This window comes from Actinocatenispora sera (assembly GCF_018324685.1).
GTDB lineage: Bacteria > Actinomycetota > Actinomycetes > Mycobacteriales > Micromonosporaceae > Actinocatenispora > Actinocatenispora sera.
Window position 1 is genome coordinate 3,507,077 of record NZ_AP023354.1, and the last position, 26,887, is coordinate 3,533,963.

A 26,887-nucleotide genomic window follows, 5' to 3' on the forward strand; every position below is an offset into this window, starting at 1 on the left:
GCCGTGCTCAGCCGGCGTAGGCGTTGTACGCGGCGTAGGCGAAGTTGATCCGGTTGGTGCTGTTGCACGCGCCGCAGATCTCGTACTTGTTCTGGAAGGCGAGGACGGCGTCGTCGATGGTGCCCGCCGCCTGGAGGTCGCCGAGCCCGTAGCCGGGGAAGCTCGTCAGCTCGAACCAGATGAAGTTCAGCTGCAACGTCAGGTCGTAGACGTTGCCGCCGGCGGCGAACTCGGCCACGTTGTCGCCCGGGTCGGTGTCCCACCGGCCGCCGGCACTCCACTGCGCGATGCCCCGGCCCGGGCCCCCGCCGTACTCCCAGATGGTCGGGTCCATGCCGGACTCCTGGTCGAGGTTGCCGATGATGCCGGCCGACTGCTGCGCCGTCAGGCCCTTGGCGACGAAGTAGTTGAACGCGGCCTGCTCGTTCTGGGTGATCACCGACGGGGCGATCGGTGAGTTGTTGGGGCTCATCCCGCCGTGGCTGCCGGCTTTTACCGTGGCCGCGCCGGTCTGGGGCGACGCCTGTGCGGGCGCGGTGGTACCGGCCAGCGTCAGGGCGCCGGCGAGAGTCGCGGTGAGGATGGCGACACGTGCCTTGCCGGATCTGAACACGACACACTCTCCGTTCTTCGCCGGTGCGGTTGCTGGGACCGGCGCTGGTAGGGGATCCCCGCGAACGAACCGGGGCCACGGAGGTAGGTTACGCCCGTAATAAAGATAAAAAAGACCTTATTGACCAAAATATGACTAGGTTGAGTGGGCAACGGTATGCTCCGAGCGGGCGGCTAGGCGGACCGTGGCTCGCCGTGCAGAGCGGTGGCTGGTTGCACAGACCGTGGCTGGCCGTTCCGGCGGTGGTTGGCCGTGCCGGCGGTGGCTGGCTGTGCGGTGGTCGGCTGGGCAGACGCCCGCTAGCGCCGGGCGAACAGGATCGCGCCCGGCCGGTCGGTGTCCAGGTTGAACTCCCACCGCGCCGCGACCGTGAACCCGGCGTCGCCGAGCCAGCCCGCAACCTGCTCCGCGCGGCGCCGGTGGACCGGCGCGTCCCCGCTGCGGCCGGGCGGTACCGGGCGGTCCGGGTCGCCGACGTGGAAGCCGACCTGCACCGGCCCGCCGGGACGCACCACCCGGTGGAACTGGCCCAGCACGGCGGGCACCGTGTCGTCCGGGACGTGAATGAGCGACCACCAGGCGAGCAGCCCGCCCACCGAGCCCGCCGGCAGCCGCAGGTCGGTCATCGAACCCACCTCGAACCGCAGCCCCGGGTGGTTCGACCGGGCCACCTCGATCATCCCCGGCGCCAGGTCGATGCCGAACGCGTCGACGCCGAGCCCGTGCAGGTGCGCGGTGACGTGCCCGGGACCGCACCCGACGTCGGCGACCGGCCCGCCGCCGGCCGCGCGCACCTGGCCGGCGAACACGTCCAGCGCCGCGTTCAGGTACGGCAGCCGGCCACCCAGGATGTCGCGCACCACCTCGGCATAACCGGCCGCCTCCGCGTCGTACGACGCCCGCGTCCGCGCCAGCCAGTCCGCACCCATCCCCGCACGCTAACCGACCACCCCGACAACCGGGCCGGGCCGCGAGGCGGGGCCGGACGGCCGCCCGCGGGAAACCGGGAGGCGGGTCGGGTGGGGGCATGCCTATCCTGGTGCGCGAGATGGATACGCCGCCCGCCACCGACCGCACCGTGCCCGCGGGTGGAGACTCCCCGCTTTCCGCCCCGCCGTCCGATTCCACCGCCGCACCGCACGGCTCGGCCGCCGCAGGGTCGCCGGGCGAGGGTTCGGTGCCTCGCGGCTCGTCCGGCCGGGGACGCGGCCAGCGACGCCGTGGACCGCGGCGCCCCGGCGGGGCCGCCACCCCGGTACGGCCGGCCGAGCGCGAGCTGCGGGAGCGGGTGGCGGCGCTGAGCGTGCTCGACCGGTACCGGCTGGGGCGGCGGCTGGACCAGGTGCGCGGCACGGCCGACGCGGCGCAGCTGGACCGGGTGGCCGAGCAGGTCACGGCCGGCGAGCAGCGGATCGCGAACCGGCGCGCCGCGGTACCGGCGGTGACGTACCCGCCGGAGCTGCCGGTCAGCGAGCATCGGGAACAGATCGCCGCGGCGATCCGGGACCACCAGGTCGTCATCGTCGCTGGCGAGACGGGGTCGGGCAAGACCACCCAGATCCCGAAGATCTGCCTGGAGCTGGGGCGCGGCATCCACGGCACGATCGGCCACACCCAGCCGCGCCGCATCGCCGCCCGTACCGTCGCGGAGCGCATCGCCGAGGAGCTGGCGACGCCGCTCGGCGGCGCGGTCGGCTACCAGGTCCGGTTCACCGACCAGGTGGGGCCGAACACGCTGGTCAAGCTGATGACCGACGGCATCCTGCTGGCCGAGATCCAGCGCGACCGGATGCTCCGGCGCTACGACACGATCATCATCGACGAGGCGCACGAGCGCAGCCTCAACATCGACTTCCTGCTCGGGTACCTGAAGCGGCTGCTGCCGCGCCGGCCCGACCTGAAGGTGATCATCACCTCGGCCACGATCGAGACCGAACGGTTCGCCCGCCACTTCGGTACCGCGGACGAGCCGGCGCCGGTGATCGAGGTGTCCGGCCGCACCTACCCGGTGGAGGTGCGGTACCGGCCGATCACCGCCGACGACCCGGACCGCGACCAGGTGAGCGCGATCGGCGCGGCCGTCGACGAGCTGCGCGCCGAGGGTGGCGGCGACATCCTGGTGTTCCTGTCCGGCGAGCGGGAGATCCGGGACGCCGCGGATGCGCTGGCGAAGCGCGAACAGCAGCGGGGCAGCCGACCCGGCAGCGAGACGCTGGAGATCCTGCCGCTGTACGCGCGGCTGTCGAGCGCCGAGCAGCATCGGGTGTTCCAGCCGCACCGCGGTCGCCGGGTGGTACTCGCGACCAACGTCGCGGAGACGTCGCTGACGGTGCCGGGCATCCGGTACGTGATCGACACCGGGACGGCGCGCATCTCCCGCTACAGCCACCGGTTGAAGGTGCAGCGCCTGCCGATCGAGCCGGTCTCGCAGGCGTCGGCGAACCAGCGGATGGGACGGTGCGGCCGTACCTCCGACGGGATCTGCATCCGCCTCTACGACTCCGACGACTTCCTCTCCCGGCCCGAGTACACCGATCCGGAGATCCTGCGTACCAACTTGGCGTCCGTGCTGTTGCAGATGGCGGCGGCGCGGTTGGGCGACATCGCCGACTTCCCGTTCATCGACCCGCCGGACTCGCGGCAGGTACGCGCCGGTGTGCAGCTGCTGGAGGAGTTGAGTGCGCTCGACGCCGCCGGTGAGCTGACGAAGCTCGGCCGCCGGATCGCCGAGTTGCCCATCGATCCGCGGCTGGCCCGGATGATCCTGGAGGCGGATGCGAACGACTGCGTGCGCGAGATCCTGGTCATCACCGCGGCACTGTCCATTCAGGACCCGCGGGAGCGGCCGGCGGACGCGCAGCAGCAGGCGTCGCAGGCGCATGCCCGGTTCGTCGACAAGGAATCCGACTTCCTCGCGTACCTTCGCTTGTGGAAATACCTGCGGGACAAGCAGAAGGAGCTGTCCGGCAACCAGTTCCGCAAGCTGTGCCGGTCGGAATACCTCAACTACCTCCGGGTACGGGAGTGGCAGGATCTGCATTCCCAGCTGCGCCAGGTGATCCGCGGGATGGGCATCAACCGCAACACGCTCGATGCGCCGGCCGACCGGGTGCACACAGCGCTGCTGTCCGGCCTGCTGTCGCACATCGGCCTGAAGGACACCGAGCGCAAGAAGCAGCAGAAGGCGCGCGGCTCGGTGGAGTACCTGGGCGCGCGCGGCGCCAAGTTCGCCATCTTCCCCGGATCGGCGCTCGCCCGCAAGCAACCGCAGTTCGTGATGGCGGCCGAACTGGTCGAGACGTCCCGGCTGTGGGCCCGGGTCGTCGCCGGCATCGACCCGTCCACAGTGGAGGCGCTGGCCGCGCACCTGGTCAAGCGCACCTACTCCGAGCCGCACTGGGAGAAGCGCCAGGCCGCGGTCGTCGGGTACGAGAAGGTCACGCTCTACGGGGTGCCGATCGTGCCGCGGCGCAAGGTGAACTACGGCCGGATCGATCCGGAGATCGCCCGCGACCTGTTCATCCGGCACGCGCTGGTCGACGGCGACTGGGAGACCCACCACCAGTTCTTCAGCGACAACCAGCGGCTGCGCTCCGATGTGGAGGATCTGGAGAACCGGTCCCGGCGCCGCGACATCGTCGTCGACGACGACACCCTGTACGAGTTCTACGACGCCCGGATTCCGGCCGAGGTGGTCAGCGGCCGGCACTTCGACGCGTGGTGGAAGAAGACCCGGCGCGAGCAGCCGGAGCTGCTGACGTTCACCCCGGACATGCTCGTCACCGACGCGGCCGGCGCGGTCAGCCCCGAGCAGTACCCGGACGAGTGGCACTCCGACGGGCTGCGACTGCCGCTGTCGTACGCGTTCGAGCCCGGTACCGCCGACGACGGGGTCACCGTGCACGTGCCGCTCGCGGTACTCGGGCAGGTGCGCGGCGAGCAGCTCGACTGGCAGGTGCCGGGGCTGCGCGAGGAGCTCGTCACCGCGCTGCTCAAGGGATTGCCGAAGCAGCTGCGCCGCAACCTGGTGCCGGTGCCGGACACCGCCCGGGCGCTGCTGGCCCGCATCTCGCCGGCCGACGGCCCGCTGCTGACCGCGATCGAACGCGGCCTGCGCGACCTGCTCGGCGTGCACGTGCCGCGCGACGCCTGGCAGCTCGACGCGCTGCCGGCGCACCTGCGCCCGCACTACGTCGTCGAGGACGGTGCCGGCGATCCGATCGCCACCGGCCGCGACCTCGGCGCCCTGAAGGACCAGCTCGCCGAGCAGGCCCGGACCGCGCTGACCGCCTCGGTCCGGGGGATCGAGCGCAGCGGGCTGACCGACTGGACCATCGGCGAGCTGCCCCAGCTGTACGAGCAGAGCGTCGGTGGCCAGCACGTGCGGGCCTACCCGACGCTGCACGACGACGGCGACTCGGTGTCGGTACGGTTGGCGGAAAGCGTTGCCGCGCAGCGGGACCAGATGTGGCGCGGCACCCGCCGGCTGATCCTGCTCTCGATCCCGTCGCCCGCGAAGTACGTGCTGGCCAACCTGTCGAACACCAGCAAGCTGGCGCTGTCCACGAACCCGGACGGTAGCGTACCGGCGCTGCTCGCCGACTGTACCGACTGCGCCGCCGACAAGCTGATCGCCGACGCCGGCGGCCCCGCGTACGACGAGGAGGGGTTCGGCCGGCTGCGCGACGCGGTGCGCGCCCACCTGAACCCGATGGTGCTCGGCGCGCTGACCGCGGTGGAGAAGATCCTCGCCGCGCACCGCCGGGTGCTCGCCCGCGTGTCCAACACCAACAACGTGCTGCTGGTTGCCGCACTCGCCGACATCAAGCAGCAGCTGGCCGGGCTGGTCCACGCCGGGTTCGTCGCCGAGACCGGCTGGCAGCGGCTCGCCGACCTGCCGCGGTACCTGTCCGCGGTGGACAAGCGGCTGGATCGGTTGCCCGCCAAACCGCAGCGCGACCGGGAGCAGATGACCCGGGTGCGTGAACTCGCCGCCGAGTACGAGGACGCTCGCGCGCAGCGGCCGCCGAGCGCGGAGCTGACCGCGATCCGGTGGATGCTGGAGGAGCTGCGTGTCTCCTACTTCGCGCAGAGCCTCGGCACCCCGTACCCGATCTCCGACCGCCGGATCGAACGCGCCCTCGACGCCCTCTGACCCGCCCGGCGACCCTCGTACCACGTCACCACGGCTCCCCGCCGGTCGAGTTCGAGGTGTTCTTCTAGCTGGGCGGAGATGTATCGAACTTGTCCTCGGGGAAGACGCGGCCGGAGACGGTGGCGTGGGCGGCGCGGCGCAGCGCGGCGAACAGCGCCTCGCCGAGCACGGAGCCGATGATCATGGATTCGGCCAGGTTGTCGCGGTCCTCGAGGGCGGTGAGCGTGGCCAGGTCGGTCTCGGCCATCCGCAGCGCAAGGTCGGCGTAGTCGTCGACGATGGCGGCCAGTTCGGGTCGACCGAGCCGGCGCAGCATCGCCAGCACGTCGGCGATCATCTGGACGTGCACCGAATCAGTGCGGGTGTAGCCGTGCCGCCGGAGCAGGGCGGCGGTCTCGGCGACTTCGTCCTCGTCGGCGTGCGGGCCGTGGGACCGCGGCGCGACCAGCGCACCGGACAGTCGTCCGAGCATGCTGTCGGTCGGTCGCTCGGCCGAATCGATCTCGGCCAGCATGGTGCGGACGGTACCGATGGGCAGGTCGCCGACCTGGACCATGGCGCGGATCAGCCGCAGCCGCCGGGCGTGCTCGGCGGTGTACGACACCTGGTTGGCGTGGGTGCGCTCGCCCGCCGGTAGCAGCCCCTCGCGCAGGTAGTACTTGATGGTCGGCACCGGGATGCCGGTGTCCTTGCTCAGCTCTCCGATCCGCACGGCTCCTTCATACCGCATCGCCGACCGGGTTGACATGGCAGCTATCAATACTCACACTATCCGCTATGGATAGCGGAGCTATCGATAGAGTTGATGTAGACAACGGGAGACGAAACTCCATGACGTCCGTGGTGACACCCGCCCCGCCGATCAGCCCGCCGCGCCGGTCGCACCGCGTCCGGTTCGCGCTGATCGCGCTGTTCAGCGCCGGTATCGTGCTCTCCTTCGTGCCGCGCTACCTCGGCTTCGACGCGTCCGAGGCGCGCGTCGGCATCCGCACCGACGTCCCGTTCCACTACCCGGCGCTCGCGGTGCACGCGATCACCGCCGGCCTCGCGCTGCTGATCGGGCCGCTGCAGTTCAGCGCCCGGCTGCGCCGCCGAGCGCCCCGGGTGCACCGGGTCATCGGCCGCGTCTACGTACCGGCCGTGCTGGTCGCCGGGCTGGCCGGGATGGTGGTGGCGGTGCTGACGACCTCCGGGCCGATCGCGGCGACTTCGTTCGTCCTGCTCGACGTGTACTGGCTGGGCACCACCATTGCCGGCTACCGGGCCGCGCGGGCGCGCCGGTTCCGGTCGCACGAGCGCTGGATGCGCCGCAGCTTCGCCGGCGCGTTCTCTGCGGTCATGCTGCGGCTGTGGCTCGGCGTCCTGATCGCGTTGCAGCTACCGCTGCTCGGGCCGCTCTACCACGGGTCGTTCGGGCACCTGTACAGCACCGCGTACGTGGCGTCCAGCGTCCTCGCCTGGATCCCGAACGTGCTGGTCATGGAGCTGTACCTGCGCCGACAGCGGCCGGCACGCTGACCCGTGCCGCGTCGGTGTCCCGCCGGAGCGACGCCGACGCGGCGCGGCAACGGCGAGCAGTGCGCCGGCGCCTCGGTACGGGCGGTGGAAGTCGAGTGATTTGCCGGGTGGCGCGGCGCGGGTGGCGGCAATATTCTTCGGTCGGATCCGACATTTCTGCAAACTCTTGCCTATGTGTGGAGGCGGTATGTCGCACGACCGAGCCGAGCTGGATCGCCGGACGCTGCTGAAGGCCACCCTGGGTACCGCGACGGTCGCGGTGGTCGGCGGTGGGCTGGGGCTGGCCAGTGCGGCCGCCGCGGGTGCCGATCCGGCGTCGACGCGCCGTACGAGCGCGGCGGCGATCCGGCCGAACAGCGAGCTGGACACGATCATCGGTTGCGACGAGTGGGGCGCGCGGCCACCGTCCAGCGCGATCCAGCTGAGCGGCAACGTCACCAACAAGATCATCGTGCACCACATGGCGTTCCCGAACAGCACCGACTACTCCGAGGCGCACGCGAAGCAGCTTGCCCGGGACTGCCAGGACCTGCACATGGACACCAACGGCTGGGCCGACACCGGCCAGCACTTCACCGTCAGCCGCGGCGGGTACGTGCTGGAGGGCCGGCACCGCAGCCTGGAGACGCTGACCGCCGGCAAGCAGCAGGTGGTCGCGGCGCACTGCCCGGGCGAGAACGGCAACGCGATCGGCATCGAGAACGAGGGCACGTACGTGACCGTCACGCCGCCGGCGGCGCTCGTCACGTCGCTGACCGCGCTGTGCGTCACCGTGTGCCAGCAGTACGGGCTGCACGCGTACGACATCTTCGGGCACTGGGACTTCCGGGACACCGAGTGCCCCGGCATCGCGTTCTACCGGATGTTCCCCGGCATCCGCCGCTCGGTGCAGGCCGGACTCGGGGAGTCCGCGTCGTCGGCACCGGCCCGGCGCTGGCCCGACATCTGGAAGTTCGTCGGCGGGCCGGTCGTCAAGCTGGCCCAGCACCTGCTCAACGCGCGCGGCTACCAGCTCGCCGCGGACGGCGTCTTCGGTGCCGACACCGTGTCCGCGGTGCAGGACTGGCAGGCCAGGAACTCGCTGCCGGTCGACCAGGACGCGACGCTGACCACCAGGACGTGGGAGACGCTGGTCGCGCCGCTGGCGCCCGGCGACACCGGCGAGCGGGTCCTCGGGGTCCAGCAACTGTTGCAGCACAAGGGGTACGACCAGGTGTCGGCGAGCGGCACGTACGACACCGCCACCGCCGCGGCGATCGCGAACCTGCAGGGGCTGCACCACGTGACGGTGAACGGGCTGGTCGGGCTCGAGACCTGGTGTGCGCTGTCCGGCGGCATCGTGCGCACCGCACTGATGGCGGGATGACCGGTGCCGCGGCCGGCTCCTACCCCTCCCGGCCGGCCGCGGCATCACCCGGCCCTCGCTGCCGGCGGCCCAGCGGTCCACGGCGCTGCGGGTGCCGAACGTTGCCGGGCTGGCTGGCGGTCCGCGGCGCTGCGGGTGCCGGATGTTGCCGGGCTGGCTAGCGATCGGCGGCGCTGCGGGTGCCGAACGAGCGGCCCAGCGCGCGTACCTCGGCCTCCAGCTCGGGCACCATGGTGCGGGCTCCGTGTGCCAGGACCGCGCCGGCGATCGGGCCGGTGTAGAGCGTGCGCAGCGCCTGCACGGCGGCGAGCGAGCGCGGCGCGTACACCTTGCGGGCCCGGCGTTCGATGCCGTCCACGATCGACCGCGCGCAGCGCTCGACGGTGATGGTGGTGTTGAGCGGGTAGGGCAGCTTGCGCACCACGGCGCGGAACGTGCGCAGGTCCTGTCGCTGGTCGCGGACCAGGTCGGTGTCGACCCAGATCGGGTGCGCGGTGCCGACCGCCACCCCGCGGTGCGCCACCTCCAGCCGTAGCGCGTTGCCGAACTGCTCGACGCCGGCTTTGGACGCGCAGTACGCCGCCATCCCGGGCAGCACGGTGAACGCGGCGGCCGAGGAGACCAGCAGCGCGTACCCGCGACTGTCCAGCAGCGCCGGCAGGGTGGCCGAGACGGTACGCATCACCCCGATCAGGTTCACCTCGACGGTCCGGGCGAGCGCGTCCGCGGGGTTGACCGCGACCGTGCCGTTGTTGGCGATGCCGGCGTTCGCGACGACGACGTCGATCCGGCCGTACCGCCCGATCGCGCCGGCCGCCGCGGCCTCCAGCTCGGCCTGGTTCGTCACGTCGCAGCCGAACCAGCAGTGCTCGCTGCCGAGCTCGGCGGCGAGGGCGGCGAGGCGGTCGGTCTCCAACCCGACGAGTGCCAGCCGGGCGCCGCGGGCGGCGGCGAGGCGGGCGATGCGCTCGCCGATGCCGCGGGCCGGCCCGGTGACGAGCACGACCGCGTCACGCAGGGATCGACGCATCCCGGTCTCCCTTCCCTCCGGTCGCCAGCGCGACGATGCTGCGGGCGAGCAGCTGCGGGCACTCCAGGGTGAGCATGTGCCCGCAGTGCGGCAGCACCGTGAGCTGGGCGCCGTCGATGTGTTCGGCCAGGTACCGGGCGTGCCGCGGTGGGGTGAGCCGGTCGTACCGGCCGACCATGACGTGCACCGGGACCGCGTCCAGCGCGCCGAGGTCGGTCCGCTTGTCGTGCTCTCGCAGCGCCGGGACGAACTCGACCACGGTACGGATCTGGCAGCCGAAGATCAGTTCGGTGCCGACCCGGACCACCTCCGGCGCGGTGATCGGCCCGAACAGCAACGGCGCCAGCGCCCGCCGGTACGCGGGCAGGACCGGTGCGGCGAACCGGCGGGCACCGTCCACGATGGACGAACAGGTGGCCAGCACGGTGCCGACCGGACCGCCGAACAGGGTCAGCAGCCCGCCGCGGTCCGCGGCCAGGTCGCCGGCGGAGGTGCCGACCAGCAGGACGCCGTCGACCCGGTCGGCGATCAGCTCGGGTCGGGTGGCGGCGAGTGCCAGCACCGTCATGCCGCCCATCGAGTGGCCGCCGAGCAGCAGCCGGCCGTGCGGCGCCAGCTGGTCGACGACCGCGCCGAGGTCGGCGCCGAGCAGGTCGATCGACAGCGCGGTGTCGCCGCGTCCGGAGCCGCCGTGGTGCCGCTGGTCGTACGCGACGACGCGCAGCCACGGCGCGATCCGGTGCAGCTGGGCGGTCACCGGACGCCAGGCCGCGGAGTTGAGGGTCCAGCCGTGCGCGAGGATCAGCGTGGTGTGTGCGTCGGCCGGCCCGCTGACGTGTGCCGCGAGCCGGGTCCCGTCGGCGGCGATCACGGTACGGGGGTCTGCGGCGGGCACGCGCTCGTCACCTCCTGTGCGGTGCGCAGGTGGTAGCCGCGCGGGTCGAAGCGCCGGGTCAGCTGCCGGAACCGCCAGGTGAACGACGGCCACAGGGTCGTGTTGCGCCCGTTGGCGTCCAGGTACCAGCTGGCGCAGCCACCGGTGTTCCACACGGTGCCGTCGAGCCGCCGTTGCAGCCCCTCGTTGTACGCGTGCTGCGCGCCGGCGTCGACCTCCACCGCGACGATCCCGTGCTCGTCCATCTTGGACAGTGCGGTCACCAGGTAGTTGAGCTGCGACTCGATGATGTAGATCATCGAGTTGTGGCCGAGCCCGGTGTTCGGGCCGATGAGCAGGAACAGGTTGGGGAAGCCGGCCACCGTGGTGCCCCGGTAGGCGGTCATCCCGTCGGCCCAGGCGTCGGCGAGCCGCGCCCCGTCGCGGCCGGTGACGGCGTCGGCGACCGGCGGGCGGGTCGCCTCGAAGCCGGTACCGAACACGATCGTGTCGACCGGGTGGTCGACCCCGTCGGCGGTCCGCACCGCGTGCGGCTCGATCCGCTCGATCCCCTCGGTGACCAGCTCGACGTTGTCGCGAGCCAGCGCCGGGTAGAAGTCGTTGGACAGCAGGATGCGCTTGCAGCCGATCCGGTAGTCGGGCAGCAGCCGCTCGCGTAGCGCCGGGTCGGCGACCTGGCGCTGCAGGTGCCCGCGGGCCATGGCGGCGACCGCGTCGAGCAGCCGGGGCCGCAGCGTCATGCCCACGGCGAGCGTCTCCCGGGCGGTGTAGATCCCGGCGCGGGCGGCCAGCCGGGTCGGTGGCAGGTGCTCGTACAGCCAGTGTTCCAGGGCGCTGATCGGCCGGTCGTTGCGCGGGATGATCCACGGCGGGGTGCGCTGGAAGACGGTGAGGTGCTCGACCTCCTCGGCGATGCGCGGCACGAACTGGATGGCCGAGGCGCCGGTGCCGATCACCGCGACACGCCGGCCGGCCAGGTCGTGGTCGTGCCGCCAGCGGGCGGAGTGGAACGTGGTACCGGCGAAGTCGGCGAGCCCGTCGATGGCCGGCAGCTTCGGTGCCGACAGCGGCCCGGTGCCGATCACCAGCACCCGCCCGGTGAAGCTGCCCCGCCCGGTACGCACGTGCCAGCGCGCGGTGGCCTCGTCCCACCGTGCCTCGACCAGCTCGTGCCCGAGCCGCAGGTGCGGGGCCAGGTCGTAGCGGGTGACCAGGCCCTGCAGGTACTGCTGGATCTCCGGTTGCGGGGAGAACGAGCGGCTCCATCGCGGGTTCGGCGCGAACGACAGCGAGTAGAGGTGCGACGGCACGTCGCAGGCGGCGCCGGGGTAGTCGTTGTCGCGCCAGGTGCCGCCGACGTCGTCGGCACGCTCCAGGACGACGAAGTCGTGCCGGCCGGCCTGGCGCAGCCGGACCGCCGCGCCGAGGCCGGAGAATCCGGCGCCGACGATCAGCACGTCGTGGTGTTCGTCCATCGATGGCCTACGCTTCCCGCTATTGACCGTTAGTCAATAAGCTAGGCTGGCGTTGCCGCGGCGTCAAGGGCGAGCGGGTCCGATTTGCCCGCACCGCCCCGCGCACCCGTGCTGGAGAGGGAGGCATGTCGTGACCGCGCCCCGCCGTACCCGGCTCGACCCGGACGCGCGCCGCGCCCAGCTGGTCGAGCTGGGCGTGCGAGCGCTGTCGAGGGCCAGCCTGTACGACGTCAACCTGGACGAGATCGCCGCCGCGGCGGGCATCTCCCGATCCCTGCTGTTCCACTACTTCGGCTCCAAGCGGCGCTTCCAGCTCGCCGTGGTGCAGGCCGCGGCCGCCGGGCTGCTGCAGGGCACCGACCCGGATCCGGCGCTGCCGGCGGACCGGCAACTGCGCGCCTCGATCGAGGACTCGGTCGACTACGTCTCGTCCCGCCGCGATCTGTACCTCTCCCTGGTTCGCGGCGCCGCGAGCGGCGACTCGGCGATGCAGGCGATCTTCGACCGCACCCGCAGCGCGCTGGTCGACCGGATCATGGGCGGTATCGCCGAGCTCGGCGGCGACCCCGACGATCCGTTGCTGCCGATCGCCGTCCGCTCCTGGCTGGCCTTCACCGAGGAGGCGATCATCTCCTGGACGCCGGGCGGCCCGGTACCGCGGGAGCGGCTCACCGAGTTCCTGGAGTCGTCGTTCTACCGCGCCGTGCTGGCCTGACCCGGTGCGCCGCGTCGCACCCTCGCCGCGTCGGCGTACCGGCCCGGCTCGCCGCGGCTCGCGCGGCGTCGCCGGTCAGCGGGCGTCGACGGTGGCGCCGCGCAGCAGCGGCCCCCACAGCAGGTCGGTGATGTCGCCGAGGTCGGTGACGTTGCGGGCGGTGGCCGCGGCGACCAGCGGGTTGACCACCGCACGCTCCTCGGCGGTACCGGCGTAGCCCATCTCGACGCTGCCGGTGCCGCCGCCCTGGCCGAACGAGTCCGGCGGCACGTCCTTGCCCTGCACGATCGGTATCTGCGGCAGCCCGCTCACCACGCCACCGTGCTGGGCGCCCCGGTCGTACCCGTCGTCGATGGGCGCTTCCGGGGCCGGCACCGGCGGGTGGTCGGGCAGCCCCCAGCACTTCGGCCCGATGTCGGCGCCGGAGACCGGCTCGTCGCCCGGCAGGTACTTGCCCGAGTCGCGGGTGATCTCCAGCGTGATGTGCAGCCGGCCGGTGTCGAACGCGCCCTCGATGTTGCTCTGCAGCTTGACGGCCGCGGCGGTCAGGCACGGGTACTCCGGCGAGTACTCGGCGAGCACGTCCAGCAGCGGCCGGCTGACCTGGCCGAGCTGGATCAGCCGGCCCTCGTGCCGCTGCAGGAACGGCGTCGCCGTGTCGGCCAGCCCGGTGGTCTCGGACCAGAACTCGGCCAGTGCGGCCCGCTGCTCGGACACGGTCGAGGCGGTCACGGTCAGGTTCGCCAGCACCGCCATCAGGTCGGGCAGCGCACCGGTGTAGGTGTCGAGCACGCCGGCGAGCTTGCGCACGTCGGCGCGGATCGCCGGCATGTTCGCGTTCACCGTCCTGAGGTACCTGTCCAGCGTGACCAGGGTGTCGCCGAGCTGGTCGCCGCGCCCGCGCAGCGCCGCCGCCAGCGCGGTCAGCGTGGCCGAGACCTTCTCCGGCGGTACCGCCTTGAGCAGCGGCAGCGCGCGATCGAGCACCCGCTCCAGCTCCACCGCGGACGCGGAGCGGTCCTGGTGTACGACCGCACCGGCGGCGATCGGGGTGCCGGCCGGGTGCGCCGGCGGGGTGAGCGACACGTACTTCTGCCCGAACAGCGTCTTGGGCAGCATCGACGCCGACACGTTGGCCGGGATCCGCGGTACCGAACCGGGATCGAGCGCGACGGTGAGCCGGGCGGTGCGCCCGTCCGCCGCGATGTCGCGTACCTGGCCGACGACCACGCCGCGCAGCTTCACGTCCGCGTGGCGGTCCAGCTGCAGCCCGGTGTGGTCGGTCACCACGGTGACCGTGACGGCCGGGGTGAACACCTGCCGGTACGCGCCGACCGACACCGCGAGCAGCGCGGCGACCAGCAGGATGAAGCACAGCCCGAGGAACGCGCGGCCGCCCGAGCCCCACGGTTTCGCCGCCGGCCACACGGTCACCCGCGTCTCGCCGACCAGATCGCCGTCCGGTTGCCTCGGGTCCACGCGGACCACCACCCTTAGGTGTGTCTGAGGTCGTCCCCTGAATTCGCCGGCTGCCGTTGGGCGCCAACGGAGTCGGCTCGTGCTGCATACAGTTCGTCCAGCTGCCGCGCGTACGCGGCGACGATACGGTCCCGGCGCATCTTCAGCGACGGGGTGAGCAGGCCGTTCTGCTCGGTGAAGTCCTCGTCGAGTAATCGGAACCGGCGGATCGACTCGGCCCGCGACACCGTCTCGTTGGCGCGGTCGACCGCCCGCTGCACCGCCGCCTCGACGTCGCCGCCGCGCTCGGTGAACCGTTGCACCGCCTCGGGATCCAGGGTGATCAGCGCCGCCACGTACGGCCGGGCGTCACCGACCACCAGGCACTGGCTGACCAGCGGATCGGCCCGCACCGCGTCCTCCAGCGGACCCGGCGCGACGTTCTTGCCGCCGGTGGTGACGAGGATCTCCTTGGCCCGCCCGGTGATCGTCAGGTACCCGTCGGCGTCCAGCTCGCCGAGGTCACCGGTGGCGAGGAAGCGGTCGGCGCGCACCGGTGCGTCGCCACCCCAGTACCGGTCGAAGACCTGCGGGCCGCGCACCAGCACCTCGCCGCGCTCGTCGACGCGCACGGTGGTACCGGGCAGCGGCCGGCCGACGCTGCCGAACCGGGGCGCGAGGGGCGGGTTGACGGTCACCGCCGCGGTCGTCTCGGTCAGCCCGTACCCCTCGTACACGACGATGCCGGCGCCGGCGAAGAACAGCGCGAGGCGGCGGCCGAGCATCGCCCCACCGCTGATCGCGTACCGCACGCGCCCGCCCAGCGCCGCCCGCACCCGCCGGTACACCAGCAGGTCGTAGAGCGCGTGCGCGGCCCGCAACCGCAGCCCCGGCCCGCGCCCGGCGGAGTTGACCCGCCGCTCCATCGCCTCCCCGTACGCGGTGGCGATGCGCGCGGCGCGATCGAACGAGGCGGCCCGGCCGATGTCCTCGGCGGTGGCCCGGGCGGTGTGGAACACCTTCTCGAACACGTACGGCACGGCCAGCAGGAAGGTGGGCCGAAACGACGCCAGGTCGGGCAGCAGGTCGGACGGTTTCACGCTGGGGGAGTGGCCGACGCACACCTCGGCCCGCACGCAGCCGACCTGGATCACCCGGCCGAACACGTGCGCCAGCGGCAGGAACAGCACGGTGCTCGCCGGCCGCTTGGACACCGCCCGGAACACCGGGTACAGCAGCGCGGTGGCGTTGTCCGCCTCCGCCATCAGGTTCGCGTGGCTGAGCACGCAGCCCTTGGGCCGCCCGGTGGTGCCGGAGGTGTAGATGATCGTCGCCGGATCGCCCGGGGCCACCGACGCCCGTCGGGTGTCCACAGTGGATGCGTCGGTCTCGGCGCCGCGCCGGCGCAACTCCTCCAGCCCGCCCGAGTCCAGCTCGTACCGGTGCGCCAGTGCGGGCAGCCCGCCGGTCGCCGCCGAACCGTGGCCCGCTGCGCTCCGGTCGCGGCAGGCGCCCGTCGCGCCGCCCGCATCGGCGACATCGGCGCTGGCCGTACGTTCGGCGGCGACGACCGCGGCGGTGTGCTCGGCGGCGGTCACGGTGGCGGTGTGCTCGGCGGCGATGCGGTCGGCGGCAGCGACGGTGGCGGTGTGCTCGGCGGTCTCGGTGAGGCAGCAGGCCGCGCCGGAGTCGCGCAGGATCCAGGCGACCTGGACGGCCGACGAGGTCGGGTAGATCGGCACGCTGACCGCCGCCACCGAGGCGATCGCGTAGTCGAGCACCGCCCATTCGTACCGGTTGCGCGACATCAGCGCGACCCGGTCACCCGGCCGTACCCCGATCGCGACCAGGCCGGCGGCGACCTCCCGTACCTCGGTGCAGAACTCCGCGGCGGTCACGTCGGTCCAGCCGGTGCCGGTACGGCGGCGAAACAGCACCAGTTGCGGGGAGCGCGCGGCGGTGGCGTACACGCTGTCGGCCAGGCCGCCCGTGCTCGGCGGCTCGGCCAGCGCCGGGATGCTGCACTCCGCCACCATCACGTACCTCCTAGCGCGCGGCCCGCCGGCTCGTGCGCTTGCGGGCCGGTGCCGGCCGTTCCAGCAGCGCCACCACGCCCTGGCCGCCGGCCGCGCAGATCGAGATCAGGCCGCGCCGCGCGCCGCGCTCGGCCAGCAACCGGGCCATCGTCGCGACGATCCGGGCCCCGGTCGCGGCGAACGGGTGGCCGGTCGCGAGCGAGGATCCGGCCACGTTGAGCCGATCGCGGTCCAGCTCGCCGAACGCGCCGTCGAGCCCGAGCCGTTCGATGCCGAACTCCGGGTCGCGCCAGGCCGCGAGGGCGGCCAGCACCTGCGCGGCGAACGCCTCGTGGATCTCGAACAGGTCGATGTCGGCGAGCATCAACCCGTTGCGTGCCAGCAGCTTCGGTACCAGATACACCGGTGCGGTGAGCAGCCCGTCGGCGCCGTGCACGAAGTCGACCGCACCGCTCGCCGCGTCGACCAGGTGCGCCAGGACCGGGATGCGGTGCGCCTTCGCCCAGTCGTCGGAGGCGAGCAGCACCGCGGCGGCGCCGTCGGAGAGCGGCGTGGAGTTGCCGGCGGTCATCGTGTCCGAGCCGAACACGGTCCGCAGCCTCGCCAGCGTCGCGACGCTCGCGTCCGGCCGCAGGATCTCGTCTCGCCGCAACCCGAGGTAGGGCGTCACCTCGTGGTCGAACAGCCCCGCGTCGTACGCCGCGGCCAGGTTGCGGTGGCTCGCCGCCGCCAGCTCGTCCTGCTCGGTACGGCCGATGCGCCAGTGCTGCGCGGTGCGCGCGGCGTGCTCGCCCATCGACAGCCCGGTCCGCGGCTCGGCGTTGCGCGGGACCGCCGGTACGACCTGGCCGGGCCGCAGCCCGGCCAGTGCCCGCGCCTTGCCCAGCACGCCGCGGGCGCGGTTCGCGGCGAGCAGCACCGCTCGCAGGTCGTCGTTCAGCTCGATCGGTACGTTCGAGGTGGTGTCGGTGCCGCAGGCGATGCCGGCCGAGGCCTGGCCCAGCTCGATCTTGTTCGCCACCGCGACGGCCGCCTCCAGGCTCGTCGTGCAGGCCCGTTGCAGGTCGTACGCGGGGGTCGCCGGGTCCAGGCGGGACCCGAGCACCGCCTCCCGGGTCAGGTTGAAGTCGCGGCTGTGCTTGAGCACCGCGCCGCCGACCACCTCGTCCAACCGTTCGCCGGCCAGCCCGAACCGTGCCACCAGCCCGTCCAGCGCGGCGGTGAGCATGTCCTGGTTGGTGGCGGTGGCATAGTGCCCGTTCGCCTTCGCGAACGGGATGCGGTTGCCGCCGAGCACGCCGACCTTCACGGCGCAGACCATACTTGCGGGTAGACTTACTCGCAAGTAAGGATGTTCGGCATGGTCGACCGATATCAGCGCCTCACCTCCGCCGGCCCCGGGCGGGCGATCGCCCGGCGCCTCGGCCTGCCCCGCCCCGCGGTGCTGCCCCGCCGCGACCCGGCGCGGCCGGCCGCGGTGCCCGGCCCGATCGTGCTCGCCGGCCCCGCCGGACCGCACGGCCCCGCCGACAGCGACTCCGCTACGACCGGCGACGCTACCGGCCGGCCCACGCCCGGCCCGGCCGGCGACGTTGCCGGCGCGGCGGCCGGCGACGTCGCCGGCGGCGCAGCCGGCGCCCGCGCGGGCGGGGCCGGGGCGACCGGGGCCGGGGCCGGGGCCGGGGCCGACGAGAGTAGCGGTGGCAGGGCGGGCGCCGGCGGCGGCGCGGCCGAAGGAGGGGGCGAGCTGGCGGACGCGGTGCGGGCGGCACTCGCCGGAACCGGCGTCGAGCTCGTCGCCGCCGCCGAACATCCCGCCGCCCTGGTGTACGACGCGTCCGGGCTGGCCGATGCGACCCAACTCGGCGGGCTCCGCGAGTTCCTCGGTCCGCGGGTGCGGTCGGTGTGCACCGGTGGCCGGGTGCTGGTGCTGTCCCGCCCGCCCGCCGAGGCGCCGGACGTCGCGTCGCACGTGGCGCGCCGGGCCCTGACCGGGTTCGTCCGGTCGCTGGGCAAGGAGGTCGGCCGCGGCGTCACCGTCTCGCTGCTGCGCGTCGCCGCCGGCGGCGAGTCGTCGCTGGACAGCACCCTGCGCTTCCTGCTGTCGCCGCGCTCCGCGTACGTCTCCGGCCAGGTCATCGACATCGGCCCGGCCTCGGCCGGCGGCGCCGACTCGGCCGCCCCGGGCGAGCGGGCGAGTCGGGCCCGGTCGACCGGCGGGGTCGAGTCGGCCGCCTCGGTCCTAGGTGCCGAGTCGGCCGGCGGTGCGGGTCGGTCCGGCTCGGCCGGCGGTGCCGGTCGGTCCGGCTCGGGTGTCGACGATCTCGAGCGGCCGCTGGCCGGGCGTACCGCGCTGGTCACGGGTGCCGCGCAGGGGATCGGGGCGGCGATCGCCGAGACGCTCGCGGCCGACGGCGCCACCGTGGTCTGCCTCGACGTACCGGCACAGGGGGAAACCCTGGCGGCGGTCGCCAACCGGGTGGGTGGCAGCTCGCTGCACCTGGACATCACCGCCGAGGGTGCGCCGCGCGAGCTCGTCGAGTACCTGACCCAGCGGTACGACGGGGCCGACATCGTGGTGCACAACGCCGGCGTGCTGCGGGACCGGACGCTGGCGAAGATGACCGAAGGGGAGTGGGACACCGTACTGTCGGTCAACCTGCTCGCGCCGCAGCGGCTCACCGCCGCGCTGCTCGACGCCCCGGCGGCGCTTCGGCCCGGTGCCCGGATCGTCTGCCTGTCCTCGCTCAACGGCATCGCCGGGGCGGCCGGCCAGACCAACTACGCTGCCAGCAAGGCCGGCGTGATCGGCCTGGTCGAGGCGTACGCGCCGGTACTCGCGCAGCGCGGCGTCACCATCAACGCGGTCGCGCCGGGATTCATCGAGACCCGGATGACCGCGAGCATGCCGCTGACCGTGCGGGAGGTGGGTCGGCGGGCCAACAGCCTCGCCCAGGGTGGCCTGCCGGTCGATGTCGCCGAGGCGGTCAGCTGGCTCGCCGCGCCGGGTTCGGGCGGCATCACCGGCCAGACCGTCCGGGTCTGCGGCCAGAGCCTGCTCGGCGCCTGACGGGCGCCCGGCCGCAGATCGCCTTCGGGAGAAGGGAACCAGCGATGGGCGTCGCCGCCTCGTACCTGCGCGGCCTGTTGCCTCGGCCGGCCGCCACGACCGCACCGGCCACGGTGGTACGCCGGGACGGCGTCCGGATCGATGCCGCGCATCTGCTGCGCTACGCGCGGGTGTGCGGCTTCACCCTGACCGGGCCGCTGCCGCCGAGCTACCCGCACCTGCTCGGCTTCGCGCCCGCGCTGGAGCTGATGGCCCGCCGCGACTTCCCGTTCCGGCTGCCCGGCCTGGTGCACACCCGCCAGGTGCTCACCTGGTACCGCCCGGTCGAGGTCGACGAGGTGCTCGAGGTCGAGGTGTCCGCGGCGAACCTGGCCGCCCACCACCGCGGCGCCACGATCGACGTGCTCACCCGGGTGCGCGCCGGCGCCGACGAGGTCTGGCTCGGCCGTTCGACCTATTTGAGCCGTGCCGTTCATCTTTCGTCCACAGTGGACAGCCTGGAGGTGCCGGAGGTCGAGCCGCTTCCGGCGGACACCTGGTGGCGGCTGCCGGCCGGGCTGGGTCGCCGGTACGCGGCGGTGTCGGGAGACCGCAACCCGATCCACCTGTCCGCGCTGAGCGCGCGGGTGTTCGGCTTCCATGGCGCGATCGCGCACGGGATGTGGTCGGCGGCGCGATGCCTGGCGACGCTGGGCGGCCGGCTGCCCGAGCGCGGCGAGGCCACCGTGACGTTCCGCCGGCCGGTACGGCTGCCCGGCCGGGTCGGGTTCGGCGCCCGGATCGGTACCGCCGCCACGTTCACGCTCGTCGACGCGGCCGACCGGCTGCTGCTCGCCGGGCGGGTCACCCCGCTGGGCTGAGGCCGCGCTCGGGCGCGGCGTCCACTCGTCGCCGGGCCGAGTCCGAGCTCGGGCGCCGGTACGGCCGAACGCGCCGGGGGTCAGCGCGGGCGCGGCCAGTGGGTGCCGCGGAGCAGGTTGTCCAGGCCGAGCCAGGCGAAGTTCATCAACCGGGCCGCGGTGACGTCGGGATCCTCGTCCGGTCGGGTGACCGACCAGTCGGCGAGTGCCTCGCAGGCGCCGATCAGGCTGTGCGCCAGCGCGCCGAGATCGTCCGCGGTGGGGCGCCGCCGGCCGCGCGGGTGGCGCTCGGCGACCGCCCGCTCGATCAGTACCGCGACGAACTCGACGATGGCCGACCGCAGCGCGGCGACCTCGCCGGCGAACGGTTCGCCGTGCGCCGGCGCCTGCTGGTGCAGCACCCGCCAGGCGTCCCGGTGCTGCGCGACGACGGCGAAGAACGCGCTCAGCCCGTACCACAAGGCGCGGTCGGGTGGCAGGTCGGCGCCGTGCTCGTCGTCGAGGGCGGAGACGATCGCCGTGCGTACCCGGTCGGCCTCGCGCCTGATGCAGGCGAGGAACAGGTCTTCCTTGCTGCCCAGGTAGAGGTAGAGCATCGGCTTGGAGATGCCGGCCCGCTCGGCCACCTCGTCCATCGACGCGGCGTGGAAGCCCTGCCGGGCGAACACGGTCACGGCCGCGTCCATCATCTGTTGCTCGCGCACCGCACGCGGCAGCCGCTTGCGCTTGGTGGTCGCCTCCCCGCTCACTCTTGCGAGCTTAGCGGTCCGACCACTAACCTTACTCAAAAGTAGGGTTACTTGTGAGTAAGTGGGGAGAGATCGATGGTCCTGGATCTGTCCACGGTGGACTTCGGCGGCATGACACCGGAGGAGTTCGCCCGGATGGTCAAGCAGGCGTCCAAGGGCGAGCTGGAGGCCGCGATGCGCGGGCCGCACCGGCGCGCGGTGCTCGACGAGGTGTTCGGCCGGATGTCCAGCCGGCTGCGCGCCGAGCGCGCCGGCACGCTGTCCGCGGTGATCCGGTGGACCATCACCGGCGAGCCGGCCGACGAGTACGAGCAGGTGATCGACAGCGGCACCTGCACCGTCGGCGTGCCCACCGGCGCCGCGCCGCGGCTGTCCATCAGCACCGACCCGGTCTCGTTCCTGAAGCTGGTGTCCGGCAACGCGTCCGGCCCGGCGCTGTTCATGACCCGCAAGCTCAAGCTGGCCGGCGACCTCGCCCTCGGTGCCGGCCTGACCAGCTACTTCGACATCCCGAAGGCCTGAGGCAGCCCATGTTCTCGATGGAACTGACCGAGGAACAGCGCGACCTGCGCGACTGGGTGCACGGCTTCGCCGCCGACGTGGTGCGGCCGGCCGCCGCCGAGTGGGACGAGCGCGAAGAGACCCCGTGGGAGATCATCCGCGAGGCGGCGAAGATCGGCCTGTACGGCTTCGAGACGATCGCCGAGCTGTGGGCCGACCCGACCGGGCTGTCCATGCCGATCGCCAACGAGGAGCTGTTCTGGGGCGACGGCGGCATCGGCATGTCCATCTTCGGTACCACCCTGGCGGTCGCCGGCATCTTCACCGCCGGCACCCCCGACCAGCTCGCCGAGTGGGTACCGGACTGCTTCGGTGACGCCGACGACCCGAAGCTCGCCGCGTACTGCGTCTCCGAGCCCGAGGCGGGCAGCGACGTCGGCGCCATGCGTACCCGGGCGCGCTACGACGAGGCGAGCGACGAGTGGGTGATCAGCGGCCAGAAGGCGTGGATCACCAACGGCGGCATCGCCAACGTGCACGTGGTGATGGCATCGGTCGACCCGGAGCTCGGCAGCCGCGGCCAGGCCGCCTTCGTGGTACCGCCGGGCACCGCCGGCGTGGTGGCCACCCGCAAGATCCGCAAGCACGGCCTGCACGCCTCGCACACCGCCGACGTCTTCTTCGACGACGTCCGGGTGCCGGGCCGCTGCGTGCTGGGCGGCCGGGAGAAGCTCGACGCCCGCCTGGCCCGGGCCCGCGAGGCGCAGGGTGGTCGCGGGCACGCGGCGTTCGGGACGTTCGAGATGAGCCGACCGACCGTCGGCGCCCAGGCGATCGGCATCGCCCGCGCCGCCTACGAGTACGCGCTGGACTACGCCGGCACCCGCGAGCAGTTCGGCCGGCCCATCGTCGACAACCAGGCGATCGCCTTCACCCTCGCGGACATGCGCACCGAGATCGACGCGGCCCGGCTGCTGGTGTGGCGCGCGGCCTGGATGGGGCGCAACGACAAGACGTTCGACGCCGCGCAGGGCTCGATGTCCAAGCTGAAGGCCGGTGACGTCGCGGTCTGGGCCACCGAACGCGCGATCCAGATCCTCGGCGGCGCCGGCTACAGCCGCGAACACCCGGTCGAACGCATGCACCGCGACGCCAAGATCTACCAGATCTTCGAAGGCACCGCCGAGATCCAACGCCTGGTCATCGCCCGCGCCCTCACCGGCCGCCACCTCCGCTGAGCCGGCATCGCCGTGGACCGGCGGTACCGGACTACCGGTACCGCCGGTACTGGACGCTGGTGCCGGACGCCCGACGCTGGGCGTCCGGCACGGGCCGGTCAGGACTGGGCGCGCCGCCGCCGCGTCAGGACCAGCAGTGCGGCACCGCCGCCGAGCAGGGCGAGCGCTCCGCCCGCGAGCAGGCCCAGCGACGTGCCCGTCACCGGCAGGCTGCCGGAGCCGGCGCCGTTGCCGGCCAGGGTCACGGACGGCTGCGCCGAGGCCGACGACGACGGCGCGGTACTGCCGGACTGCGACGGCGATGCCGACGGCGACGTCGGCTCCTCGCTCGGCGACTGCGAGGGCGACTCGGACGGTGAGTTGCTGGGCGAGGTCGACGGCGGGCACGGCTTGCAGCCGGTGATGTCGCCCGCGTCCGCGTCGGTACCGTCACCGTCGGTGGACGCGTCGGTCCAGGTCTGCCCGCCGCAGCTGTCGGTGTGGTACGTCCACTGGTACGCGTCGCCGGTGACCTGCGCGTCGGGGCCGAAGTAGAGCTTCGGCCAGTCCGACGTCGACGCCGGCATGCCGGGGCAGTCGGTGGCGCGGGGGCCGGTGCCGTGCACGTTGCAGGCGTAGTCGTACCGGTTGTCGACGCCCTTCGTCGACGGTGGCGTCGCGCTGCTGACGGTCAGCGTGTAGTCGCCGGACACGGTGCCCTTCACGCCGCGCACCCGGTTGCCCTCGCGGGGCGAGTTCGCCGCGCCGCCGATGGTGGCGAAGGTGCCCTCGTCGTGCAGCTGCACGGTCCAGGTGGTGTCGGTGTCGCCCGGGGTGATGGTGACCGACCGGTGCAGGTTCAACCGGGCCCAGTAGCCGTGATGGCCGCTGTCGACGTCGTTGACGATGTGGACGGTGTCCTTGACGGTACCGCTGGTGTCGGCCAATGCGGGTGCGGCGGCAGTGAGGGCGAGCGCGCCCCCCGCGAGCGCGCCGACGGTCAGGGTTCGAATCTTCAACGGACTCCCTTTCTGGTGAGAGTGCTTCACGGTCTGCATCGGGCTGGCCAGATGCGCCGTATCAGCTACCAGGGAGTAGTGGCCGGTCGTCGGTACCGGCCGCCGATCGGCCCACCGGTGCCATCCGATCGGACGAGAGCCCCGAGCCGCAGGTCAATCCGCCGCACCGCGCCGGCGTGACCGGCCCCGCTGTCCGGGGCGGAAGGACACGCGCCTCCGCCGCCGGCCGACCACGCGCCGATTCCTAGGCCAGGTCGGTCCAGTCGGGGGTGAAGGTGACCGCGGCACGCAGCGCGTCGATGGTGCGCAGGCTCAGCTGCTGCGGCGTGTCGGCGAGGACGAACAGCTCGCCGTGCTCGCGGCCGAGGGCCTCGACGCCGGCGGGTGGCTCGCCGGCGCGCGTGTACACCGCCCGGTCGAGGTAGACGAGCCAGGACGCCAGCGCGGTGACGTCGCCGGCCGCGCTGCCGAGGCTCTGCGGGCGGGCCCGGCACCAGTGCGGCTGCCAGGCGCCGACGGCGAGGTCGAGCAGCCCGAGCATCCGGTCCCGCTGGTACAGCTCGGGCGCGGCGCCGGGTTGGGGGAGCGTCACCGCGAAGGTGTCCGGCACGTACTCGGAGCCGGCGCCACAGACGACCTCGACCACGGTGGAGCTGCGCTCGTCGTCCTGCCCGTTGTGCAGCAGCACGATCGAGCCGAACCGGCCGTGCGGATCGTCGTCCTGCCGGCCGTGCTGGACCAGGGCGTGCACTGCCGCCGGGTCGAGGGCCACCGGCTCGTCGTCCTCGTCGTACCACCGGGACAGGGTGGGGTCGGTCGCCGCGAGGCCAAGCAGGAACCGGCCGAGTCGGTCGGCGCAGGACGCGGGATCCTCGGTGCGGCCGCGGCGCACGCCGTCGAGCGTCCAGGTGTCGGTGCTCAGCTCGACGCCCTGCGGCCAGCGGGACCGGGTCGCGCTCATCTCACTCCTCGTTCGCGGGTCGGCGTGCACGGCACGGGACGCGAACACCCCGTGCCGTGCACGCTAGACGATGCCGGTGCGCCCCGGCAGGCGCACCGGCACCACCGGGTGGATCAGGCCGCGTGGCGGCCCTGCCGGCGCCGCCGGAACAGGTACACCAGGGCGAACCCGGCCGCCAGCAGCACCAGCCCGACCAGGATCGACGACCACAGCGGGGTGCCGGTCACCGGCAGCACCGGGCCGCCACCGCCCTGGCCCTCCGGCGGCGGCGAGGCGCCATCGCCGGCCTGAGCGACGGTCACCGTGCCGCCGGCCCAGGTCGTGTCGTCGTCCGGGTCCCGGGTCGGCGTGTCGATGGACTTGTCGACGGTCTTCGGCAGCTGCGGGTGCTTCGCGGTGAACTGCTGCTGCGACACCGGGGTCGACGGTGCCCGGGAGAAGTCCACGCCGCCGTAGTGGAACGAGTACGTCGTGCTCCCGACGACGATGCTGCCGGTGGTGGCGTTGTACTCCTTCAGGTACTGGTTGTAGATGTCCCGCGGGTTCCACGGCGTCCGGGACACCCACGGGCCGAGGATGCCCTGGTCGATCAGGCGCCGGTACATGGTGTCGTGCTGGGCGCTGACCTGGCGGTACCACTCCGCGGCGACCCGGCTCAGGTACACCCGCCGCAGCGCGGCGAACCGGCTGTCGGAGTTGATCGCCTGTTCGACCTTGGGCACCAGCAGCTGCCGCAACACCTGCTGGTTGTAGTCGGCGCGGGCCTTGGTCTGGCCGGGGCAGGTGCGCTTGCCGGTCCTGGGGTCGGTGGTGTAGAGCGTCGCGGTCTGCACCTGCAACGGCGCGTCCAGGATGTACAGCGAGCCGTTGGTCTGCCGCACGCTCGCCGGCTTCGGCGAGATCCACGCCCGGTAGGACAGGCAGTGGTCGGAGTCCGGGCCGGCCAGGTAGGTCTTGCGGAAGAACTCCGCCCCGATCGGGGTGTCCGGGTTCTGCAGCTTGGTGAACTCTCGCTTGAGGTCCAGGTCGGAGGAGAGCAGCACCTTGCCGACGTCGGTCCGGGCCAACTGCGGGTCGATGATCTTGTCGGGCTGGGCCGGGTTCAGGTTGACCCAGAACGTCGACGGCTGCAGTTCCAGCCAGACGAAGAACGCGTCCGACTGCTCCCGGGCCTGCTGCAGCGCCTTGCCGCTGAGCGACCCGGTACCGGAGTTGAACGAGTACTTGATGCCCCGTGCCCCGTGCGTGTCGTTCGCGGACAGGTAGTTCAGCTGCACCGAGGACAGGTCGATGCCGCCCGGTTTGCTGGTCGGGATCGCGCCGCGCTGCACCCCCGCACCCTCGGGGTCGGCCGGGCTGCCCGGCGCGTCGAACACCGGCGGGCTCTTCGGATCGGTGAAGTTCGACCGGATCCCCATCCGGCCGAGCGGGTCGGTCATCTTCTGGTGCGCTTCTTGCTCGGCGAAGTGCCAGTTGATCGGGGTCTTGGTCGGCCCGGCGGCGTCGATCTGCCGGGTCGCCTCCGCCATCAGCCCGCGCCGGGCCTTCAGGTACTCGCCGTTCTTCTTCTGGTAGTCCAACAGGTAGGCGTACCGGGCGGCCTTGGCGTCGAGCAGCGCGCCGCGCGGCTTGCCCGCCCCGTTGTCGGCGTTCGGGTCGTACCCGTCGAACTCGACCCCGTCCCAGGTGCCGTTGGCGAAGCGCTTCGGCGTCCAGGTGTCGATGTCGAAGCCCGGCCTGCTCCGGGTCTCCGGCTTCGGCACCCAGTAGCCCATGCCCTCGTGGCCCGCGCTCTTGAACTGCTGCTCGTACTTCCAGGCCTGGCTGCCGGGTTTGGCGCCGCCGGCCTTGTTCGGCGCCGCGTACCACTTGCCGGGCCCGCCGCCGGTGTCGGCCGCGGCGGCGGCGGTGGCCGGTGCGCACAGCACCACGCACAGCACCGCGACCACTGCGGCCAGCAACCGGGTGAGGCGAGGCATCGGCGACCGGGCGCTGCTGCGTCTGCGCAGGTCAGCACCCCGGGTCTGCACGTCCATGAATCCCCCATGCACGTCGTTAAACGGACGTGCATGTTGTATCAGGGCGATGCCATCATGATCTTGGTAATAGTCAGCGACAGCGGTCTTGCCGGAAGAAACGGGCTGAAGGCCGGGATACCGGCATCAGTGGGCCGGCGACCCGGCTACCGTGTGCGATTCCCAGCCGGCCCTGGCCGCCGGGGTGACGGGGAACGGCAGACCGGTCGGCCC

21 protein-coding genes are annotated in these 26,887 nt (G+C 72.8%); 8 read left to right on the top strand and 13 right to left on the bottom strand.

All coding sequences use genetic code 11. The annotated features are described in order from the left end of the window. Positions 1-7 precede the first annotated feature (7 nt). Together Asera_RS16800 and Asera_RS16805 are read right to left on the bottom strand one after the other, a co-directional pair. The gene (locus Asera_RS16800; RefSeq protein ID WP_051802056.1) at positions 8-613 is read right to left on the bottom strand and encodes a phage tail tip lysozyme; all 606 of its coding nucleotides are present in this window, start codon (positions 611-613) and stop codon (positions 8-10) included. A 299-nt stretch (positions 614-912) separates the two neighbouring features. Further along, positions 913-1,542: a class I SAM-dependent methyltransferase gene (locus Asera_RS16805; protein ID WP_030445568.1), complete on the bottom strand. Its 630-nt coding sequence runs from the start codon at positions 1,540-1,542 to the stop codon at positions 913-915. A 98-nt stretch (positions 1,543-1,640) separates the two neighbouring features. Here Asera_RS16805 and hrpA point away from each other — a divergent pair, with 98 nt between their 5' ends. Beyond that, positions 1,641-5,768, top strand: coding sequence for an ATP-dependent RNA helicase HrpA (hrpA, locus tag Asera_RS16810; RefSeq protein ID WP_244843913.1), 4,128 nt, complete (start codon positions 1,641-1,643; stop codon positions 5,766-5,768). A gap of 64 nt (positions 5,769-5,832) precedes the next feature. On the opposite strand, the gene Asera_RS16815 is transcribed toward hrpA, so the two are convergent. Then, on the bottom strand, positions 5,833-6,480 hold the full coding sequence (locus Asera_RS16815; RefSeq protein WP_030445570.1) for a MerR family transcriptional regulator: 648 nt from the start codon (positions 6,478-6,480) through the stop codon (positions 5,833-5,835). A gap of 119 nt (positions 6,481-6,599) precedes the next feature. On the opposite strand from Asera_RS16815, the gene Asera_RS16820 reads away from it, so the two are divergent. Both Asera_RS16820 and Asera_RS16825 read left to right on the top strand, forming a co-directional pair. Next, the gene (locus Asera_RS16820) at positions 6,600-7,286 is read left to right on the top strand and encodes a DUF2306 domain-containing protein (RefSeq protein WP_051802057.1); all 687 of its coding nucleotides are present in this window, start codon (positions 6,600-6,602) and stop codon (positions 7,284-7,286) included. 187 nt (positions 7,287-7,473) lie between these two features. Then, positions 7,474-8,652 (top strand): peptidoglycan recognition protein family protein, encoded by a 1,179-nt coding sequence (locus Asera_RS16825; RefSeq protein ID WP_030445572.1) that lies wholly within the window; start codon positions 7,474-7,476, stop codon positions 8,650-8,652. 157 nt (positions 8,653-8,809) lie between these two features. Here the strand turns inward: Asera_RS16825 and Asera_RS16830 are convergent, their stop codons facing one another. Genes Asera_RS16830 through Asera_RS16840 form a run of 3 tightly spaced genes read right to left on the bottom strand, consistent with a single transcriptional unit; the run spans position 8,810 to position 12,052 of the window. After that, positions 8,810-9,682, bottom strand: coding sequence for an SDR family oxidoreductase (locus tag Asera_RS16830; protein ID WP_030445573.1), 873 nt, complete (start codon positions 9,680-9,682; stop codon positions 8,810-8,812). Continuing rightward, entirely contained in the window at positions 9,663-10,577 is a 915-nt protein-coding gene (locus Asera_RS16835; protein ID WP_051802058.1) for an alpha/beta fold hydrolase, read from the bottom strand. Before Asera_RS16835 ends, Asera_RS16830 begins: the two co-directional genes overlap by 20 nt. Next, on the bottom strand, positions 10,550-12,052 hold the full coding sequence (locus Asera_RS16840; RefSeq protein WP_051802059.1) for a flavin-containing monooxygenase: 1,503 nt from the start codon (positions 12,050-12,052) through the stop codon (positions 10,550-10,552). Before Asera_RS16840 ends, Asera_RS16835 begins: the two co-directional genes overlap by 28 nt. Before the next feature lie 130 nt (positions 12,053-12,182). Between Asera_RS16840 and Asera_RS16845 the strand changes: the two genes are divergently transcribed. After that, the gene (locus Asera_RS16845; RefSeq protein WP_030445576.1) at positions 12,183-12,767 is read left to right on the top strand and encodes a TetR/AcrR family transcriptional regulator; all 585 of its coding nucleotides are present in this window, start codon (positions 12,183-12,185) and stop codon (positions 12,765-12,767) included. Positions 12,768-12,842: 75 nt separating this feature from the next. Here Asera_RS16845 and Asera_RS16850 read toward each other — a convergent pair whose 3' ends face one another. Genes Asera_RS16850 through Asera_RS16860 form a run of 3 tightly spaced genes read right to left on the bottom strand, consistent with a single transcriptional unit; the run spans position 12,843 to position 17,570 of the window. Beyond that, complete coding sequence (locus Asera_RS16850; RefSeq protein WP_212804615.1) at positions 12,843-14,246, bottom strand: MCE family protein; 1,404 nt, start codon at positions 14,244-14,246, stop codon at positions 12,843-12,845. Positions 14,247-14,260: 14 nt separating this feature from the next. Continuing rightward, positions 14,261-16,261 carry an AMP-dependent synthetase/ligase gene (locus tag Asera_RS16855; RefSeq protein WP_084131192.1) on the bottom strand — a complete coding sequence of 667 codons (2,001 nt, stop codon included), beginning with the start codon at positions 16,259-16,261 and terminating at the stop codon, positions 14,261-14,263. Positions 16,262-16,271: 10 nt separating this feature from the next. Next, positions 16,272-17,570 (bottom strand): acetyl-CoA C-acetyltransferase, encoded by a 1,299-nt coding sequence (locus Asera_RS16860; RefSeq protein ID WP_425305945.1) that lies wholly within the window; start codon positions 17,568-17,570, stop codon positions 16,272-16,274. A 51-nt stretch (positions 17,571-17,621) separates the two neighbouring features. On the opposite strand from Asera_RS16860, the gene Asera_RS16865 reads away from it, so the two are divergent. Further along, positions 17,622-19,331, top strand: coding sequence for an SDR family oxidoreductase (locus tag Asera_RS16865; RefSeq protein WP_035296147.1), 1,710 nt, complete (start codon positions 17,622-17,624; stop codon positions 19,329-19,331). A 44-nt stretch (positions 19,332-19,375) separates the two neighbouring features. Then, on the top strand, positions 19,376-20,191 hold the full coding sequence (locus tag Asera_RS16870) for a MaoC/PaaZ C-terminal domain-containing protein (RefSeq protein ID WP_051802062.1): 816 nt from the start codon (positions 19,376-19,378) through the stop codon (positions 20,189-20,191). A gap of 80 nt (positions 20,192-20,271) precedes the next feature. On the opposite strand, the gene Asera_RS16875 is transcribed toward Asera_RS16870, so the two are convergent. Next, positions 20,272-20,880 carry a TetR/AcrR family transcriptional regulator gene (locus tag Asera_RS16875; RefSeq protein WP_211255545.1) on the bottom strand — a complete coding sequence of 203 codons (609 nt, stop codon included), beginning with the start codon at positions 20,878-20,880 and terminating at the stop codon, positions 20,272-20,274. A 135-nt stretch (positions 20,881-21,015) separates the two neighbouring features. Between Asera_RS16875 and Asera_RS16880 the strand changes: the two genes are divergently transcribed. Together Asera_RS16880 and Asera_RS16885 are read left to right on the top strand one after the other, a co-directional pair. Continuing rightward, entirely contained in the window at positions 21,016-21,462 is a 447-nt protein-coding gene (locus Asera_RS16880) for an SCP2 sterol-binding domain-containing protein (RefSeq protein WP_030445581.1), read from the top strand. A gap of 8 nt (positions 21,463-21,470) precedes the next feature. Then, complete coding sequence (locus Asera_RS16885) at positions 21,471-22,679, top strand: acyl-CoA dehydrogenase family protein (RefSeq protein WP_030445582.1); 1,209 nt, start codon at positions 21,471-21,473, stop codon at positions 22,677-22,679. Positions 22,680-22,777: 98 nt separating this feature from the next. Here the strand turns inward: Asera_RS16885 and Asera_RS16890 are convergent, their stop codons facing one another. The 3 genes from Asera_RS16890 to Asera_RS16900 form a co-directional block, all read right to left on the bottom strand. Further along, positions 22,778-23,677 (bottom strand): hypothetical protein, encoded by a 900-nt coding sequence (locus Asera_RS16890; RefSeq protein ID WP_030445583.1) that lies wholly within the window; start codon positions 23,675-23,677, stop codon positions 22,778-22,780. Between the two features lie 244 nt (positions 23,678-23,921). Then, positions 23,922-24,638: an Imm52 family immunity protein gene (locus tag Asera_RS16895; protein WP_030445584.1), complete on the bottom strand. Its 717-nt coding sequence runs from the start codon at positions 24,636-24,638 to the stop codon at positions 23,922-23,924. Between the two features lie 113 nt (positions 24,639-24,751). Then, complete coding sequence (locus tag Asera_RS16900; protein ID WP_030445585.1) at positions 24,752-26,674, bottom strand: Tox-REase-5 domain-containing protein; 1,923 nt, start codon at positions 26,672-26,674, stop codon at positions 24,752-24,754. Between the last annotated feature and the right edge of the window lie 213 nt (positions 26,675-26,887).